Here is a 15147-nt window from a genome sequence, read left to right on the forward strand (position 1 = left end):
GCCGTGGCTCCACGCCCGGCAAGCCGCCTTTGCAGCGTGCCCCTTCCTCGAGGATTTCGCTTTGCTCGAGATAGCTGCGATCGATTCGAAGTGGACGTCATGATGGCCGACAAACGAGCAGTCGATCCCCGCCGAACTCGAGATTTCGTTCGAGCATCGAACTCCCAACCTGTCCACCCATAACGAACAACATAGACAGCTTCGCCGCGACACGCGAGCACTGGCCGTCTCACAAATACGCCCGATTTGTCTCATTATGTGGGCTCGGTCACTATTGGCGTCTATTTGCGGGAGAGTGACTGCGACCTGCGGGATCTGACATATCATGCCCGCGTGTCGATGAATTCCGCCCGCATCCGCGTGTCGATGAATTCCGCCCGCATCCGCGTGTCGACCCGATCGGTCGATCCTGCGGACGCCGACGACTTCTGGCGCAGTGCCACACGTCCGTTCTTCGTCACCGACCGAATTGACCCTGACACATCTCTCGAAGGCTCGATCACAGCGCTTTCCATCGGAACCTCGTTGATCGGTCAAACTACCTTCAATGCACAGAAGTACACCCGAAACAATCGGCTGATCGCCGAGAGCGGACTCGACGATGAATACATGGTCCAGGTCGTCCTCGACGGGCAGTTGAGCGGCAACGCCGACGGAGTCGATTTCGTCGCACGTCAAGGCGATGTCACATTCTTCGACCTCGGGCGTACCTGGACCGCCGACGCGGAGGCAGAATCGACAGGGCGCACCATCACGCTCCTCGCACCGCGTTCCCTCGTCGAGGCCGAGTCGAAGGGTCGTTCTCTACACGGGACGGTACTGCGCGGAGTTCCTGCCGTCGTGCTCGCTCAGTGCATGCAATCGGTCGTACTCGCGCTACCGCATCTCGATCCCGATGCTGCGGCCGGCTACGAGGACGTCGTCGCTTCCCTCCTTCGTGTCAGTTTGGGTATCGCCGAACCTGATCTGTCGCCGCGGCCCGATCACTCTCTCCGCGATCGTGCGTACGCCTACATCGCCGAGCATCTCTCGGAGACCTGGCTCGGCCCGACGAGCATGTGCGCAGCATTGTCCGTCTCCCGGGCACAGCTCTATCGCGCATTCGCATCCGACGGCGGAATAGCTCTTGTCATTCGGCGGAAGCGTCTCGAACTCGTCTACCGCGAATTGACCAGAACCGAGATGCCGAACGAAACGATCGAAGCGTTGGCCCTGCGATGCGGCTTCACCTCGAAATCCCAGTTGGCGCGATCGTTCAAGGACTTCTACGGGATGACCCCGAGCCAAGCCCGAACCCACGGCAGACGCACGATCGGGGACCCGTCGATCGCACGCCTGCACCGCCGACTCGAGTTCTTCAGCCCCTGAATCCGAGATACTCCACAGCCTCGGGAGCGTGCCTGTGTTCTAGTTGATCCATGAGCTGGGTCGACAAGGAACTGAGTCTGGCTGCGCTCACAGGTGCGGTCACAGGTGTCGCCGTGATGATCCCGATAGTCGGCGATGGAGCCTGGTCCTGGGTAGGACTGTTCATACCCGCCTTCATCGGAGCGCTGGCAGGGCTGATTGTCGGCTCGAGCGCTGTTGCAGGTGGGCGCTGCGCCCTGAGAACAAGCCACACATGGCCGGCGCGCACAGTCTGCTGCTGGAAGCATCGGTTCGCTGCGTGCTCTGCCTTGGCGGTGACATTGCTGGTAATCGGAGTGTCCATGGCGGCTGTCGTCGCTACTGGTGACCCGGTGCGAGATGCCGGAGGATTCCCGACCTCCTTGATCGTACTGGCGGTCATCGCCGCAGTTACGTACGTGTTCTCCTACCTGCTCGCCTCCGCCCAGGCCTCCGAAACCCCGTAAGAACCTCTGCTTCATCACGATTCGTCCTCCGAACCGCGGTGGAGATCAATAATTCCATGACAGGCAGCGAGCTCAGATCACTTCAGCTGGAAATGAACCGGAGAACAAACTGCTCGATGCCTTCCGATATGACCTTGGTCAGCGCGGTGAAGTCGTTCGACCAGCGTTGAATATCCAAGCTGCTCATCACTTTCCTCCGTTCTTCGTCCCGCTGCCCGTGACCGCACAACGTATGCGGGACGTTGGGGCGCACTGGAACTATCTGCGAGAACGCGGTTTCCGTTACCAATTGACCGATCGAACAGCGACGCAGGTTCATTCGAACCTGATACTGCAACTTCGCCGAACGGTTGCAACAACGCCGAGCAGAGTTCGAGCGAAAAGCACTATCCACCAGAAGTATTAGCTCGAAAGAACTACGATTAACTCGATTCCTGGACGCACCACACCAGACGCGCCGACTTGCGATAAGGGCGAGCTGACAGGCAACAACCGGGACAAAGCCATCCGACGATCATGCACGAAATACGGCCACGCCGCTCGAGGAATAATTCGAAGTCTTCCAAGGGATCGGCTCTGCTCACTCACTTCGCTGATTTCGCCTGGCGACGATGGCGAAGTTCAACGGTATCCGCGGAGAGTGGCTCGGCAGAGTCCATCCGTTGGCGCATGGAACGAGTTCGGGAAAGGCCGGCCAGTCCATATAGGGAAGTTCCGAAACTGATTCGATATGAAGACCCGCATCCAGCAATGAACCAATGACCTCGCCTAGGTCGTGGCGCCATTCGTGGTTGGCAGTGTGCGCTATCTGCCCATCGGAGGTCCCGGTGTAAGTCGCCGAGTCTTCGTACGATCGCAAGCCGCCTCCGGAGAGGTAGTCGTCGGTGATCATCCACGGCTCGAACGCCATTGCGCCGAGGATCGGATGATCGTCCCGGATCTGAAACACCCCACCAGGCTCGAGGAGGTCGTGGATCGACTGAGCCCAAGCGGTGAGTTCCGGCAACCAGACGATTGTTCCGGCACTGGTGACGATCGCGTCGAAACGTCGGTCGATCAGCGTCGAGGCGAATCGCGCATCACCTTCCACCCAGGTGATCTCGCGGTTGTCTGCCTTTGCGATACGAGCAGCGTGGTGCAGAGAGTTGGGTGACAGATCAAGCCCGTGCACGTCGATCGCACCAAGACGCGCCCAGGAGATCGTGTCGATCCCGATGTGGCACTGCAAATGCAGGAGCGAGTGACCTTGCACTCCTGACTGTGGCAGATGCGGGGCCAGAATCGACAAGTCGTTCTGCACAACTGTGGAAATGGTCGCTCTGTTGGCGAGAAACCCGCCGACGTCATACATTTCGGAGCGCACATGCACATCGGCGCGATCGTCCCAATTTGCCTTGTTTCCGGCGATGGCTTCGGCCTCGTGCTTCGCTGCTGCCCCTTGCATGACTACCCCTCCGAGATCGGCCTGAACTGCCTTTCTAACACGTCTGTAGTCGTGTTCGCCGTCGTGTCTTCGAGGACACTTTCGTCTACCGGATCAGACGGTCACTTCTTCGACCGGTTTCTCCTCGTGGCTCGCCGCGCCGAAGACGGCCACGGCGACGGCGCCCGCGATTGCCCCGACGAAGCCGACCACGGCAAGCCATTCCAGGCCCCGTCTCGACGCGTCGCCGAGCACCACGACGCCGACGATTCCCGGAACCACCGTCTCGCCGACAACCAGAGCCGCTGTCGCTCCGTTGACGGATCCCAGTTGCAGCGCCACCGTGTGCAGATAGAAACCGCCCAGGCCCGAGACGAGGATCGCCCAGCCGGCCGGATCGCGGAGCATCGTACCGATTTCGAACGGATCGATTCCGTAGACCACGCGTACGGCAATGGCCAGACAGCCGAACAGCACACCCGAGATCAACCCGGCGACAACTGCTGCGCGTGAGCCCAACCATCGGATCAAACCGATGCCGATCAGCAAGATCAACGCCGAGCCCACGAGGACACCCCAGTGGACGACGTCGTTGGAACTCCCACCGCCCGCGTGACCTGACGACAATCCGAGCAGCAGGAGCGATCCGATCACCGCAGCGATCGCGAACCAGTCGCGCCGATGCAACTGGATGCCGAGGACCACGGTCCCCAGCACTGCCGTGATGACGAGATTGGCACTGACCACTGTCTGCGACAAGAACAGTGGAATGAGCCGCGCGGAGATGGCACTTCCGGCGAATCCGACCGCATCGAGCACGGTGCCCAGGATGAACGACGCCGTCAGCGCGGCCGCGAACGTCGAACGCAAGGTCGGGCCACCCGACGCCGTCACGTGTCCGGCCTCGCCACGCTGCTCGGCGGCAGCTGCCGACTTGCGCGCGCCGTAGGCTTGCAGCACGGATGCAACGCCGTACCCGACGCATGCCACGATCGCGGCAATCAGTCCGATCAGCATCGAAATTCCACACGAAGTTCCTGGGCAATGGTCATGGAGATAGACCCTGCCCTATTTCCCCAGGCCTGACATCACCCTCAGGTATTCGAACAAGTGCTACCCGAGAAGTACACCGACCGCCCCTGACCGGTACCTGGGGACACCCCGACCCCTAGTGGAATTGCTTGAGAGCCCTGATCTTGTTCATGACGTCGAGCGCCGCCACCTTGTACGCCTCGGACAGTGTCGGATAGTTGAAGACGGCGTCGACAAGGTATTCGACGGTCCCGCCGCACCCCATCACCGCTTGGCCGATATGCACGAGATCCGTTGCACCCGAGCCGAAGATATGAACACCGAGCAGTTTCAGGTCATCCGTCGACACCAAGATCTTGAGCATCCCGTAGGTGTCGCCTGCGATCTGCCCGCGTGCGAGTTCGCGGTATCGGGAAACCCCGACCTCGTACGGCACCGATTCCTTGGTCAAATCGACCTCGGTGGCGCCCACGTACGACACCTCGGGAATCGAGTAGATGCCGATCGGCTGCAGATCCATCAGCTTCGCGCCTGGTTCGTCGAAGGCATGATAGGCCGCGAGTCGACCTTGATCCATCGACGTCGCCGCCAACGCCGGGAATCCGATGACATCACCGACGGCGTAGATGTGTTCGACCTTGGTGCGGAAATTGTCGTCGACGTAGATACGGCCACGTTCGTCGGCTTCGAGCCCGGCGTTCTCCAGCGCGAGTGGCGCCGTGAGGCCTTGCCGTCCAGCCGAGTACATCACGGTCTCGGCTGGAATCTGCTTGCCGCTGCGCAGCGTCGTAAGCGTTCCGTTCGCTCCGACGTCGACGGCCGTCACTTCTTCACCGAATCGGAAAGTGACCGCCAGATCGCGTAGATGGAATCGAAGCGATTCGATGACCTCGGGGTCGCAGAAGTCCAGCATCGACGTCCTCTTCTCGACGACGGTGACCTTGGTGCCGAGCGCCGCGAACATCGATGCGTACTCGATACCGATCACTCCCGCGCCCACGACGACCATGGTGGTCGGGATGGAGGTCAGATCGAGGATTCCGTCGGAGTCGAGCACCCGGTGACTGTCGAAGGACACCCCCGCCGGGCGAGCAGGCAACGTTCCGGTCGCGATCACGACGAACTTCGCCGTGATCGTCATCTTGTCTCCGCGCGAGGAGTCCTCGACGAGGATGGTGTGCTCGTCGACGAACGAGCCGACCCCTACCAACAATTCGACGCGGTTGCGCAGGAGCTGAGATCGAACGACTTCGATTTCTTTGGTGATGACATGCTGGGTTCGCGCCAGCAGGTCGGCCGGAGTGATGTTCTCCTTGACGCGGTAACTCGCGCCGTACAGTTCGCGTTGGTTCATCCCGGTGAGGTAGAGAACCGCCTCACGCAATGTCTTCGACGGAATGGTGCCGGTGTTGACGCACACTCCCCCGAGCATGTTGCCTTTCTCGACCATCGCTACCCGTTTACCCAGCTTGGCCGCCGCGATGGCAGCCTTCTGCCCACCCGGGCCGGAGCCGATCACAACCAGGTCGTATTCCATCGGATCAGTCATCGCTTACAAATACCGTCTGCATACGACCGGCAGATGCCGAGCATGTCAATACTCGGTGAACAATCCGCGCGCCGAAACGACACGACGGAAGTACACGAACCCTGTTGCAATTAAAAGAGATACAGCCGAATCCATACGAAACTTGCTACACATAAACATATTCCGACGTTCGCATGCGCACATGCTTCGTCGCCGACGGAATTCACAACGGTCTGTTGAAATTTGTTTCACCACAGAGTGATTGATCGATCAACTGACAGGTGACCAGGGCCGTAAACCGGATGTCCAGTATTCGAATTGTCCGAAATAACGAGCGGAATGTTCCTCGTCACATCCCGCACCGAAGCAGTTGCGCGGAGCCTCGGGCCGCGTTCTACTTGCCTTGACTAATCATCTGTCACTCTCGGTTACAAACATCCGCCCCGTTCACGATCCCCACCTTTCGCCATCTCGAGAGATCAGGTTTCCCAATGGAATTCACGGAACTTGCCGACTATCCCCTACCTCCAGGGACCGTCACCGAGTGGACTCCCGCCGCGGTGAATCCGCCCGAGCTGTGGCCTGTCGACCAGCGTCCCGCCAGCTACATACACGAGGCACACTTGAAACATGCCGAGCAGGCGAAACGGCAGGTGCACCATCAGACCGACGTGTGCACTCCGTCGTGGCTGGGTACCTCGTTTCGCATCCACGACCGACTCGACCGAAGGACCTGGGCGGCCGCTCTCGATCACTGGATCGATCGCCACGAAGTGCTCCGAACACACGTCGCCGTGGAGGGCGAAACGATAGTCCGACGCACCGCGGCGTCTGGAGACGTCCGGATTCTGGGCGCCGAGGTCGGACACCTTGCGTCCTCGATGTCTGTCTTCACGCATCTGCAGCAACTGCTCGACCGATCGACCGATCCACTTGTCTGGCCTGCGTATCAGTTCGCGACGATCGAAGGCCCCAACCACTTCACCGTGGTTTTTGCCGCTGATCATGCTCTGCTGGACGGATATTCGGTGGCGTTGACCGCGCACGAACTGCAGACGATCTACCGATCGTTGAGCGAGGGAAGCCCTCCCTCGCCGCCGGAGACCGGAAGCTACATCGACTTCGGCACCAAGGAACGAGATCTCGTGGGACACGCGGACCGCTCTCACCCGGCAGTGCAGACGTGGCGCGAGTTCTACGCGCAGGGCGAGGCTCCGTACTTTCCAGCGCTACCCGAACCGGTCACCGGACGCCGAGTCCCTCAGCAGAGCCTGTCTGCCTGGCTTCTGAGCGCCCGGGGAGCCGAACGCCTGGCAGAAGCGAGCAAGCGCAGCAACCAAGGATTCCTGGCCGCGATACTCGCGTGCGCGGCCAAGGTGACCGGCGATCTCACCGGTGCAGACGAATTCCGCGTCGTCGTGCCGCAACACACCCGTTCGGAGCTTCGATGGGCCGCGTCGCTGGGATGGTTCATCGGTGTTGTGCCGGTGAGGATTCCGATAGCCCCCGCCGCAACCGTGAGCGATCTGGCCAAGGTTGCCGGCACGGAGATACGGCGCGTCCGCCCCACCGCGGCACTGCCGTATTCGAAAGTGTGCGAGCTGATCGACTCCCCGCAGCACCTGCCGTTCGTGCTCTCGTACATGGACGTTCGTCACGTTCCTGGTGCCGAGCAATGGACGAGCTGGCAGACCAGGGGCCTTCGTAGTCGAGATCATTCGGGAACCGACGTCTACATCTGGCTCACGCGGACTCCCGAAGGGCTCAATCTGGCCATACGCCACCCGGGCAACGCGCGCACGAGCCGCCACATCCATCAGTTCGCGGGACTCCTACGCCGCGAAATGGAGGACTTTGCCTTCTCGACCGACACTTTCGCACCTCCGACCAACACCGCTGTACCGATCGAGGAGAACTCTCATGGAAATGACACCCATCGATCTCTGGGCACCGAAAGCCGGGACGCTCACCGAGTTCAGGCCTACTGAACAATCCCTGGCGGCGGCATCCGGGGCTCCGCGGAGCGACCAACCGCTCTCGTTCCTACAGGAAGGACACATTCGTACCGCCGATCACAAGCGCGCACAAGGCGTCGACTGGTCACCGTGGATCGGATTCACGTTCACTCTGCCCGGTGATCTCGATCGGGAGGCACTGCGTCGGGCGGTCCAGGCGTTTGTCCTGCGGCACAACACACTGCACAGTTGGTTCGAGGTGAGATCATCCGAAGATCCCGACGGTAGCGGGGTCATCGACCGTCACGTGGTGGATGCGTCGACGATCGAACTCACGCCGCACAGCGTCGGTTCTCTGAACACGACAGATGCGGTTCGCGAGCATGTGAGCCGAAGTTTCGCCGGCGATACCAGCCCATTGCAATGGCCCTCGTTCATCAGTGGCGTCGTCGAGCACGGCGCCGGCTTCACCGTCTACTACGGCGTCGATCACTCGCACACCGACGGCCTGTCGTTGATGCTGGGCGTCGAAGAACTTCGCGCGCTGTACATCGCCGAAAGCGCCGGCATCGACGCTCAACTTCCCTCTCCCGGCAGCTACGTCGAGTACAGCGGCGAGGAACGGACATCCGCGGGGAACCTCGACCTGGCCGCAGCGCCTGTGCAGCAGTGGATTTCGATTCTCGCCGCCAACGCCGGCCAACTCCCGACGTTCCCTCTCGACCTCGGCGTCGCGCGGGGCGAACAGACCCGGTCGACCCGCACACACATCGACGTTCTCGACAGCGACGAGTCAGCCGCGTTCGCAGCGCTGTGCAAGTCCAATGGCGTCGGCTTCTCCACGGGGATCTTCGCAGCCCTCGCCCTCACCGAGATCGAAGTTGCGGATCGAGCGAACTACTTCGCGCTCAACGCAGTCGGCACTCGCTCCGATCCGAGATACCTCTATTCCCAAGGCTGGTTCATCAATCTCGTCCCGGTCTCGTTCACGCTGAGCGGTGTCACGAACTTTACCGATGCACTCCCCCTTGCCCACGCTGCTCGCGCTGCGGTGAAGGGACTCGCGGACGTGTCCATTCACTCGGTGATCGCCCAGGTGTCGAAGTTGACCGGATCCGACATCGGTGGAACCTCGGTCCCGCCGATGGTGTCGTACATCGACATGCGCCTGATTCCAGGTGCCGAGCACCATGACGAACTCGAGGCGCGGGCACTGGGTGGGCCAGGAACGACGGGTGATCTGTCGATGTGGATCAACCGGAAGGAAGACCGTACGTACGTGATGGTCAGTTTTCCGGACACCGAGCAGGCGCACACATCGGTGAATCGGTACCTACGACACCTTCGCAACGTCCTGAGAACGGTCGCTGATACCGGCGACTACCGTGTCGTGCGTCAGGCGGATGCACGTCAGGAAGTGGAGACCGCCTGATGCACATCACGTTTCTCGACAGGTTCGAGGCACGGCCGGGCCGCATTCTGCAGTGGACGCCGAGCGAAATCTCCACCGGAACGACGTATCCGGTTCCCCCGACCTCCAATCAGCAGCTGCATCTTGCCGGCAGCCGCGGCGATACGACTTGGCTCGCTGCCACTTTCGACGTTCCCGGCCCCATCGACACGGACGCACTCAAGGCCAGCTTCGAGGAATGGACGTCCCGTCACGACGCCCTGTCGTGCTCGTTCTCCCAGGCCGAAGAATCGGGTGAATCCTCGGCACTGTTCGTCGACGTCGCCGACGTCGGCGATCTGCGCCTGCGTGAGGAAACAGTGGCTGACGCGCGAACACCGGAGCAGGTGCGAGAACTCTTGGGCGAGCGCTTGGATCGATGGTGCAATCCTTTCGCGTTTCCCGCGTACTTTCTCGGTGCCATCACCCGCGAGGACCAGTCGACAGTGGTCTGCGGGTTCGACCATGCCATCTGCGACGGCTGGTCCATGAGCATCGCAATTACCGAGATCAGCACTCTGTATCGCGAATACACGCGGGCGGACCGTGATCCGATCGCGTCTGATCTCCTTCCGGAGCCCGGGAGTTTCCTCAACTACTGCTTCCGGGAATCGGCAACCGCGGATCCAGAGCCCGGCGACCACCGGATTGCGGGTTGGCGGTCCTTCCTCCGAGCATGCGGGGGTGACACTCCCCATTTTCCCGTAGATCTGGGACTGCCCGCCGGGGCGATGTCGCCCCAGGGCACAGACACCCGAATGCTCCTCGACGCCGACGAAGCAGAGCTGTTCGACCAGAACTGCGCCGATCATCGACACTCCTCGTTCGGTGCAATTCTTGCGTCGATCGGTTTGGCCACAACACAATTGACCGGCAAGAGGGACACGCACCTACTGTTCCCTGTTCACACGCGTCGGGAACCGCGACACAACCACACCTTCGGATGGCTGGTAGCCAATGCGCCCATCACCGTGACGAGCATGGACAATCTTCACAGCACTGCCCGGGCAGTCAATCTCGCTTTCCACGAGTCACTTTCACTGTCGTCCGTCTCGTCGAGGCAGGTTTTGCGGAGCTTGGGGCCCGAGGTTTCGCCCACTCGCAGAGACATCTTCTCGGTGTCCTACGCCGACTACCGAACCATGCCCGGTGGATCTCGCCCCCGTAAATCAAAGTCCAGCGAATCACAGCCTGCGCCGATCAATCCGCAGCAACTCAGTCGCGTCTCGAACGCCGACGACGTTCAGTTCTGGTTCTCACGAACTCACGACGGATTGGCAGTGCGGACCAGGTTTCCTGCGCCCGCTACCCGGACAGTGCACACCTTCCTCTCGCATGTCTCCGAGATCCTGTCGACGCCGTAGACGAAACGGCCGCCTATCCGTAGATCTATTTGACACTGCTTTGTTGTGCACAACTTAACTGTGCGCTACAGTTGTTCTCGTGACCAACCCACTCGCTCTCGAACGCCAGGTCTGCTTCGCCCTCTATTCGGCGTCGCGGGCCACTACGGCCGCGTACCGGGCAATGCTCGACGACCTGGGAATCACGTATCCCCAGTACCTCGTCCTGTTGACACTCTGGGAACGAGACGGCCGCGGGGTGCGTGAGATCTGTGAGGCACTCGATCTCGATACCGGAACTCTGTCGCCGCTGCTCAAGAGGCTCGAGGGTCTGGGATTCATCGAGCGCCGACGCCTCACCACCGACGAGCGTCGCGTCGAGATTCACCTGACCGAGGCGGGTTCCACCCTGCGCAGCAAGGCCGAGGACATCCCAGCCAAACTCGCAGGTGCCACTGGTCTGAGCACCGACGAACTCACCGAACTTCGAGACGTTCTCACTCGTCTCGGCGAGTCGCTCCAAGCATCCAATGCCCACTCCGACGGAAAGAAGAAGTCATGAACATCGTCTACACCGCAGAAGCACTTGCCACCGGCGAAGGCCGCAACGGTCACGCTCGCACCTCGGACGGACGCCTCGATCTCGGCCTCGCCATTCCCAAGGAAATGGGTGGCAGCGGCGAAGGCACCAACCCCGAGCAGCTCTTTGCCGCCGGATACGCAGCATGCTTCCACTCCGCTCTGCAGATGGTCGCCCGTGCCGAGAAGGCCAACGTGGCTGATTCCGCAGTCGGCGCGCGGGTCGGCATCGGCCCCAACGGTGCAGGAGGCTTCGGACTCGCTGTGACGCTGGAGGTTTCACTCCCCCATCTACCCCATGATCAGGCCGTCGAGCTGACGGAGAAGGCACACCAGGTGTGCCCGTACTCCAATGCAACTCGCGGCAACATCGAGGTCACCCTCGAAGTAAGTAAGGACGACGAATGAGCACTACCACTGTCAGCCGGGAAATCCGTCTCGCTTCACGCCCGAACGGTTGGCCCACGTCGGAGAACTTCGCCACCGCCGAAGTAGAACTCCCCGAACTCGAAGACGGCCAGATCCTGGTCCGCAACATCGCCATCTCCGTCGACCCGTACATGCGCGGCCGAATGAACGACGTGAAGTCCTACCTTCCGCCGTTCCAGGTCGGTGCGCCGCTCGACGGTGGTGCCGTCGGCGAGGTCGTCGAATCCAAGTCGGCTGATCGCGCCGTGGGCGACGTTGTCGTCCACGGCCTCGGATGGCGTGAATACGCCATCCTCGACGGATCCGCAGTGACTCCGGCCGACACGTCCATCGCGCCGGCGACGGCCTACCTGGGTGCCCTCGGCATGACTGGCCTCACCGCGTATGCCGGCCTCACCGCGGTTGCGGAGTTCAAGGAAGGCGATACCGTATTCGTCTCCGGCGCAGCAGGTGCCGTCGGATCGCTCGTCGGTCAGATCGCCAAGTTGCTCGGAGCGAAGCGAGTAATCGGTAGCGCCGGTTCACCGGCGAAGGTTGCCCGACTTCTCGAACTCGGATTCGATGCGGCATTCGACTATCACGACGGCCCGATCACCGAACTACTCGCCGCTGCCGCCCCTGACGGCATCGACGTGTACTTCGACAACGTCGGTGGCGAGCATCTCGAAGCCGCCATCGATGCCATGAACCAGGGTGGCCGGATTGCCCTGTGCGGAGCCATCGCTCAGTACAACACCACCGAGAAGCCCACCGCTCCCCACAACCTGGCACTGGTGATCGGCAAGCAGCTCACACTGCGCGGATTCCTCGTGGGCGGCTACCGTCACCTCGGTGGCGAATTCCGCACCCACATGGCAGGGTGGCTCGCCGACAACAAGATTCAGTGGGACGAGACCATCGTCGAAGGCCTGGAGAATGCACCGCAAGCGTTCATCGACCTGATGCGCGGCGCGAACACCGGCAAGATGGTTGTCACGCTGTAACCCGAACAACATCTAGCTCGAACGGATATGAAGGTGGCCGCGAACTTCTCGAAGTTCGCGGCCACCTTCATATCTGAATCAAATCCCGAACGAGACTCCGGTCAACTTCTCCGACAGTGTCCACAAACCCGAGGCTGTATTCGTATCGTGTGATTTCTTGTTCGACCCCACGACCTTCGGATACCCTCGCTGCTCGAACGGACCGTCCGGTCCGATGTAACTGCCGCCAAAGGCATCCGGCGCGGTTGCCGCCCACAGTTCGGGAAGGGCGCCCATCTCCGCGGACTGCGCGAAGATCGAATTGCCGATTCCCATCAGCTTGTCCTGGATCGACTCGGTGTGCCCCTGCAGGTTCGTCGACGCGTATCCCGGATGCGAAGCGAGCGCTTTGAGCGAAGATCCCGACGCCGCGAACCTGCGTTGAAGTTCGTACGTGAACAACAGATTGGCAAGCTTGGACTGCCCGTAGGCCAACCATCGGTTGTACTTCCGACGCTCGAAATTGAGATCGTCCAGATCGACAGTTCCGAGCTGATGCAGGGCACTGGACATCGTCACGACACGATCGGTGAGCTTGTCCTTCAGCAATCCGGTCAATGCGAAGTGTCCGAGATGGTTTGTGCCGATCTGCATTTCGAATCCGTCGACCGTCCGGCGGAACGGAACCGCCATCACGCCGGCGTTGTTCACCAGGACGTCGACCTTCTCCGTTGCGTCGGCGAAGGCTCGTACCGACGACAGATCCGAGAGGTCCAATTTGCGGACAACCGCGTTGGGCCCGATCTCGGCGGCTACGGCGTCGGCCTTCGTAGTGTCACGACAGGCGAGGACGACGTCGGCCCCGGCTTTGCCCAGCGCTCGTGCGACTACCTCACCCAGTCCGCTGTTCGCCCCCGTGACGACAAATGTGCGGCCGGTCTGATCGACTACGTCTTCTGCGGTCCATTTGGTCATGCTTTCCAGCGTACGTGCCTTACTCGCCGGTAGGGAGGGGTCGCCTTCCGTCATCGCCTGCGCTTGGCGCGGATGGGCTTGGCGCCCGGCAGCGGCGGTGCAGCCACTCTGGGCGACGGGGGCGCGGTCATTCCGGGAGTCGGCGACGATTCGGCTTCCTTCTGCTCCGCAGCGATGCGTCCGTACACAAAATGCTGTTGTCCCAGCGTCCAGCAGTTGTTACTCACGAAATACAGCAGGATCGCCACGGGCGCGAACGCACCGAAAGCGATCACCCCCACCGGAAACACCCACAATGCGAGCTTGTTCATGATCGCTGTTTGAGGGTTGACGGTTCCGGTGTCCACTTGGCGCGCGATGGATGCCCGCGATGTGAAATGTGTAGCGACGGCGGCGAATATCATCAGCGGTACCGCTACCAGAATGATGGAGATACGGCTTACGTCGCCGAATGCTTCCAGTTGTGCTGCCGGGCTCGAAATCATGGCGGACAACGGTGCGCCGAACAGTTTGGCGTCGAGAAAAGACTGCACGTCCGAGGCACTGAAGAAGTAGTTGGCCGTGTTCGCGTTGTCCGCCACCGACATCGGTTCGGTCGGGCTCAGAAACGGGACGTGCGATGCCGCTCCGGTCCGATTGAACGATCGCAGGACGTGATAGAGACCAATGAACACCGGTGCCTGAACCAGCATCGGCAGACAGCCGAGCAACGGACTGTAATTATGTTCTTTCTGCAGCTTGGCCATCTCTACAGTGAGTTTCTGCCGGTCACCCGAATACTTCTTCTGCAACGCCTTGATCTGAGGTTGCAGCTTCTGCATCACCAGTTGAGTGCGGACCTGCTTGACGAAGGGTTTGAACAGCAGGGCTTTGAGCGTGAAGACGAGAAATACGACCGACAACGCCCACACGACGCCGTTGTCGGGTGATCCGGAGACCAGTGAGAAGACCTTGTGCCAGAACCAGAGGATTCCGGACACGGGGTAGTAGACAAAATCGAGCATGACGAATGAACCTCACCGAAAGGCACGCTCAGAGAGATGAGAGCGCGGGAATGGTCGTGGACGCAAGACGTCTGACCGACCTACGACGAGTTCACACCCGCCGACTGCCGATCTACAGACCGATTCCCGGAGCTCGAGGTTGCGGACGACCGGGCGCGTCCGGGCTGCTCTGCCTGCGGAAAGCACCACGCAGGCAGCGTTCGTCATCAGACGGGCCAGTGGTCGAAACCGCGCACAGTTGCAGAAGTTCGTACTTCGAGGAAGTTGCGAGCGCAGCGACCACGAAGACGGCAATCGCAGTTCCCAGCACCGCGGCGCTACCCGAGGAACCAAGCGGAGGCACTGCGAGAAGAGCGATGAACGGCAGCAGAAGCAGCAACAGTGACCGTGTCACCGTTCCTGTGCTCCGCTGTTGCATGACTGCGAGAGTACAGAACGTCCGCCGAATCCAGCCAGACGCTTGCCTCACGTACTTGTTCGCGCAGCCATTTGTGCGCAGGATCGTGGTCCATCCGACCGTGCCACTGTTGAGCGTTCGGCGCTCCCGCTGCGAATCGCCTGACCGGAGCCGGGGTGAGGCCGGCCGCCGTGCCCTCCTTGATTCGGATCACGAA

General features: G+C 61.1%; 15 protein-coding genes. 8 read left to right on the forward strand and 7 right to left on the reverse strand.

Going from position 1 to position 15147, the window contains the following annotated elements; genetic code table 11:
* Positions 1-339 precede the first annotated feature (339 nt).
* Positions 340-1368: a helix-turn-helix domain-containing protein gene (locus ATN38_RS06050; RefSeq protein WP_256931679.1), complete on the forward strand. Its 1029-nt coding sequence runs from the start codon at positions 340-342 to the stop codon at positions 1366-1368.
* Between the two features lie 50 nt (positions 1369-1418).
* A complete protein-coding gene (locus ATN38_RS06055) occupies positions 1419-1853 on the forward strand; it encodes a hypothetical protein (protein ID WP_218747717.1) in 435 nt (144 codons plus the stop codon).
* Positions 1854-1935: 82 nt separating this feature from the next.
* Here ATN38_RS06055 and ATN38_RS06060 read toward each other — a convergent pair whose 3' ends face one another.
* From ATN38_RS06060 to sthA, 4 genes are all read right to left on the reverse strand, one after another.
* Positions 1936-2172, reverse strand: coding sequence for a hypothetical protein (locus tag ATN38_RS06060; RefSeq protein ID WP_058037782.1), 237 nt, complete (start codon positions 2170-2172; stop codon positions 1936-1938).
* A 261-nt stretch (positions 2173-2433) separates the two neighbouring features.
* Positions 2434-3297, reverse strand: coding sequence for a bifunctional 2-polyprenyl-6-hydroxyphenol methylase/3-demethylubiquinol 3-O-methyltransferase UbiG (locus ATN38_RS06065; protein ID WP_218747719.1), 864 nt, complete (start codon positions 3295-3297; stop codon positions 2434-2436).
* A 93-nt stretch (positions 3298-3390) separates the two neighbouring features.
* Positions 3391-4293: a hypothetical protein gene (locus tag ATN38_RS06070; protein ID WP_218747721.1), complete on the reverse strand. Its 903-nt coding sequence runs from the start codon at positions 4291-4293 to the stop codon at positions 3391-3393.
* A 151-nt stretch (positions 4294-4444) separates the two neighbouring features.
* Positions 4445-5857 (reverse strand): Si-specific NAD(P)(+) transhydrogenase, encoded by a 1413-nt coding sequence (gene sthA, locus ATN38_RS06075; RefSeq protein WP_003940125.1) that lies wholly within the window; start codon positions 5855-5857, stop codon positions 4445-4447.
* 470 nt (positions 5858-6327) lie between these two features.
* On the opposite strand from sthA, the gene ATN38_RS06080 reads away from it, so the two are divergent.
* The 6 genes from ATN38_RS06080 (at position 6328) to ATN38_RS06105 (ending at position 12575) form a co-directional block, all read left to right on the forward strand.
* The gene (locus tag ATN38_RS06080; RefSeq protein ID WP_218747722.1) at positions 6328-7824 is read left to right on the forward strand and encodes a condensation domain-containing protein; all 1497 of its coding nucleotides are present in this window, start codon (positions 6328-6330) and stop codon (positions 7822-7824) included.
* Positions 7757-9223 (forward strand): condensation domain-containing protein, encoded by a 1467-nt coding sequence (locus ATN38_RS06085; RefSeq protein ID WP_218747723.1) that lies wholly within the window; start codon positions 7757-7759, stop codon positions 9221-9223. The genes ATN38_RS06080 and ATN38_RS06085 overlap by 68 nt, the downstream gene beginning before the upstream one ends.
* Positions 9223-10605, forward strand: a complete 1383-nt coding sequence (locus tag ATN38_RS06090; RefSeq protein WP_050654765.1) for a condensation domain-containing protein — start codon at positions 9223-9225, stop codon at positions 10603-10605. Before ATN38_RS06085 ends, ATN38_RS06090 begins: the two co-directional genes overlap by 1 nt.
* 79 nt (positions 10606-10684) lie before the next feature.
* A complete protein-coding gene (locus ATN38_RS06095; RefSeq protein ID WP_042451335.1) occupies positions 10685-11146 on the forward strand; it encodes a MarR family winged helix-turn-helix transcriptional regulator in 462 nt (153 codons plus the stop codon).
* A complete protein-coding gene (locus ATN38_RS06100) occupies positions 11143-11571 on the forward strand; it encodes an organic hydroperoxide resistance protein (RefSeq protein WP_003939720.1) in 429 nt (142 codons plus the stop codon). Before ATN38_RS06095 ends, ATN38_RS06100 begins: the two co-directional genes overlap by 4 nt.
* A complete protein-coding gene (locus ATN38_RS06105; RefSeq protein WP_019745038.1) occupies positions 11568-12575 on the forward strand; it encodes an NADP-dependent oxidoreductase in 1008 nt (335 codons plus the stop codon). Before ATN38_RS06100 ends, ATN38_RS06105 begins: the two co-directional genes overlap by 4 nt.
* Positions 12576-12653: 78 nt before the next feature.
* On the opposite strand, the gene ATN38_RS06110 is transcribed toward ATN38_RS06105, so the two are convergent.
* The 3 genes from ATN38_RS06110 to ATN38_RS06120 all read right to left on the reverse strand — a co-directional run bounded on the left by ATN38_RS06110 (position 12654) and on the right by ATN38_RS06120 (position 14951).
* Positions 12654-13529 (reverse strand): oxidoreductase, encoded by an 876-nt coding sequence (locus ATN38_RS06110; protein WP_007733943.1) that lies wholly within the window; start codon positions 13527-13529, stop codon positions 12654-12656.
* Positions 13530-13579: 50 nt separating this feature from the next.
* Complete coding sequence (gene yidC / locus ATN38_RS06115) at positions 13580-14533, reverse strand: membrane protein insertase YidC (protein ID WP_003939695.1); 954 nt, start codon at positions 14531-14533, stop codon at positions 13580-13582.
* A gap of 112 nt (positions 14534-14645) precedes the next feature.
* Positions 14646-14951 (reverse strand): DUF6412 domain-containing protein, encoded by a 306-nt coding sequence (locus ATN38_RS06120; RefSeq protein ID WP_065455270.1) that lies wholly within the window; start codon positions 14949-14951, stop codon positions 14646-14648.
* Between the last annotated feature and the right edge of the window lie 196 nt (positions 14952-15147).

The sequence above is a fragment of the Rhodococcus sp. FH8 genome (assembly GCF_019266085.1).
GTDB classification, from domain to species: Bacteria; Actinomycetota; Actinomycetes; order Mycobacteriales; family Mycobacteriaceae; genus Rhodococcus_F; species Rhodococcus_F qingshengii.

Coding starts and splice junctions, on each gene's coding strand:
- ATN38_RS06050 (WP_256931679.1), top strand. CDS start 340: ATGAATTCCGCCCGCATCCGCGTGTCGATGAATTCCGCCCGCATCCGC.
- ATN38_RS06055 (WP_218747717.1), top strand. CDS start 1,419: ATGAGCTGGGTCGACAAGGAACTGAGTCTGGCTGCGCTCACAGGTGCG.
- ATN38_RS06060 (WP_058037782.1), bottom strand. CDS start 2,172: ATGAACCTGCGTCGCTGTTCGATCGGTCAATTGGTAACGGAAACCGCG.
- ATN38_RS06065 (WP_218747719.1), bottom strand. CDS start 3,297: ATGCAAGGGGCAGCAGCGAAGCACGAGGCCGAAGCCATCGCCGGAAAC.
- ATN38_RS06070 (WP_218747721.1), bottom strand. CDS start 4,293: ATGCTGATCGGACTGATTGCCGCGATCGTGGCATGCGTCGGGTACGGC.
- sthA (WP_003940125.1), bottom strand. CDS start 5,857: ATGACTGATCCGATGGAATACGACCTGGTTGTGATCGGCTCCGGCCCG.
- ATN38_RS06080 (WP_218747722.1), top strand. CDS start 6,328: ATGGAATTCACGGAACTTGCCGACTATCCCCTACCTCCAGGGACCGTC.
- ATN38_RS06085 (WP_218747723.1), top strand. CDS start 7,757: ATGGAAATGACACCCATCGATCTCTGGGCACCGAAAGCCGGGACGCTC.
- ATN38_RS06090 (WP_050654765.1), top strand. CDS start 9,223: ATGCACATCACGTTTCTCGACAGGTTCGAGGCACGGCCGGGCCGCATT.
- ATN38_RS06100 (WP_003939720.1), top strand. CDS start 11,143: ATGAACATCGTCTACACCGCAGAAGCACTTGCCACCGGCGAAGGCCGC.
- ATN38_RS06105 (WP_019745038.1), top strand. CDS start 11,568: ATGAGCACTACCACTGTCAGCCGGGAAATCCGTCTCGCTTCACGCCCG.
- ATN38_RS06110 (WP_007733943.1), bottom strand. CDS start 13,529: ATGACCAAATGGACCGCAGAAGACGTAGTCGATCAGACCGGCCGCACA.
- yidC (WP_003939695.1), bottom strand. CDS start 14,533: ATGCTCGATTTTGTCTACTACCCCGTGTCCGGAATCCTCTGGTTCTGG.
- ATN38_RS06120 (WP_065455270.1), bottom strand. CDS start 14,951: ATGCAACAGCGGAGCACAGGAACGGTGACACGGTCACTGTTGCTGCTT.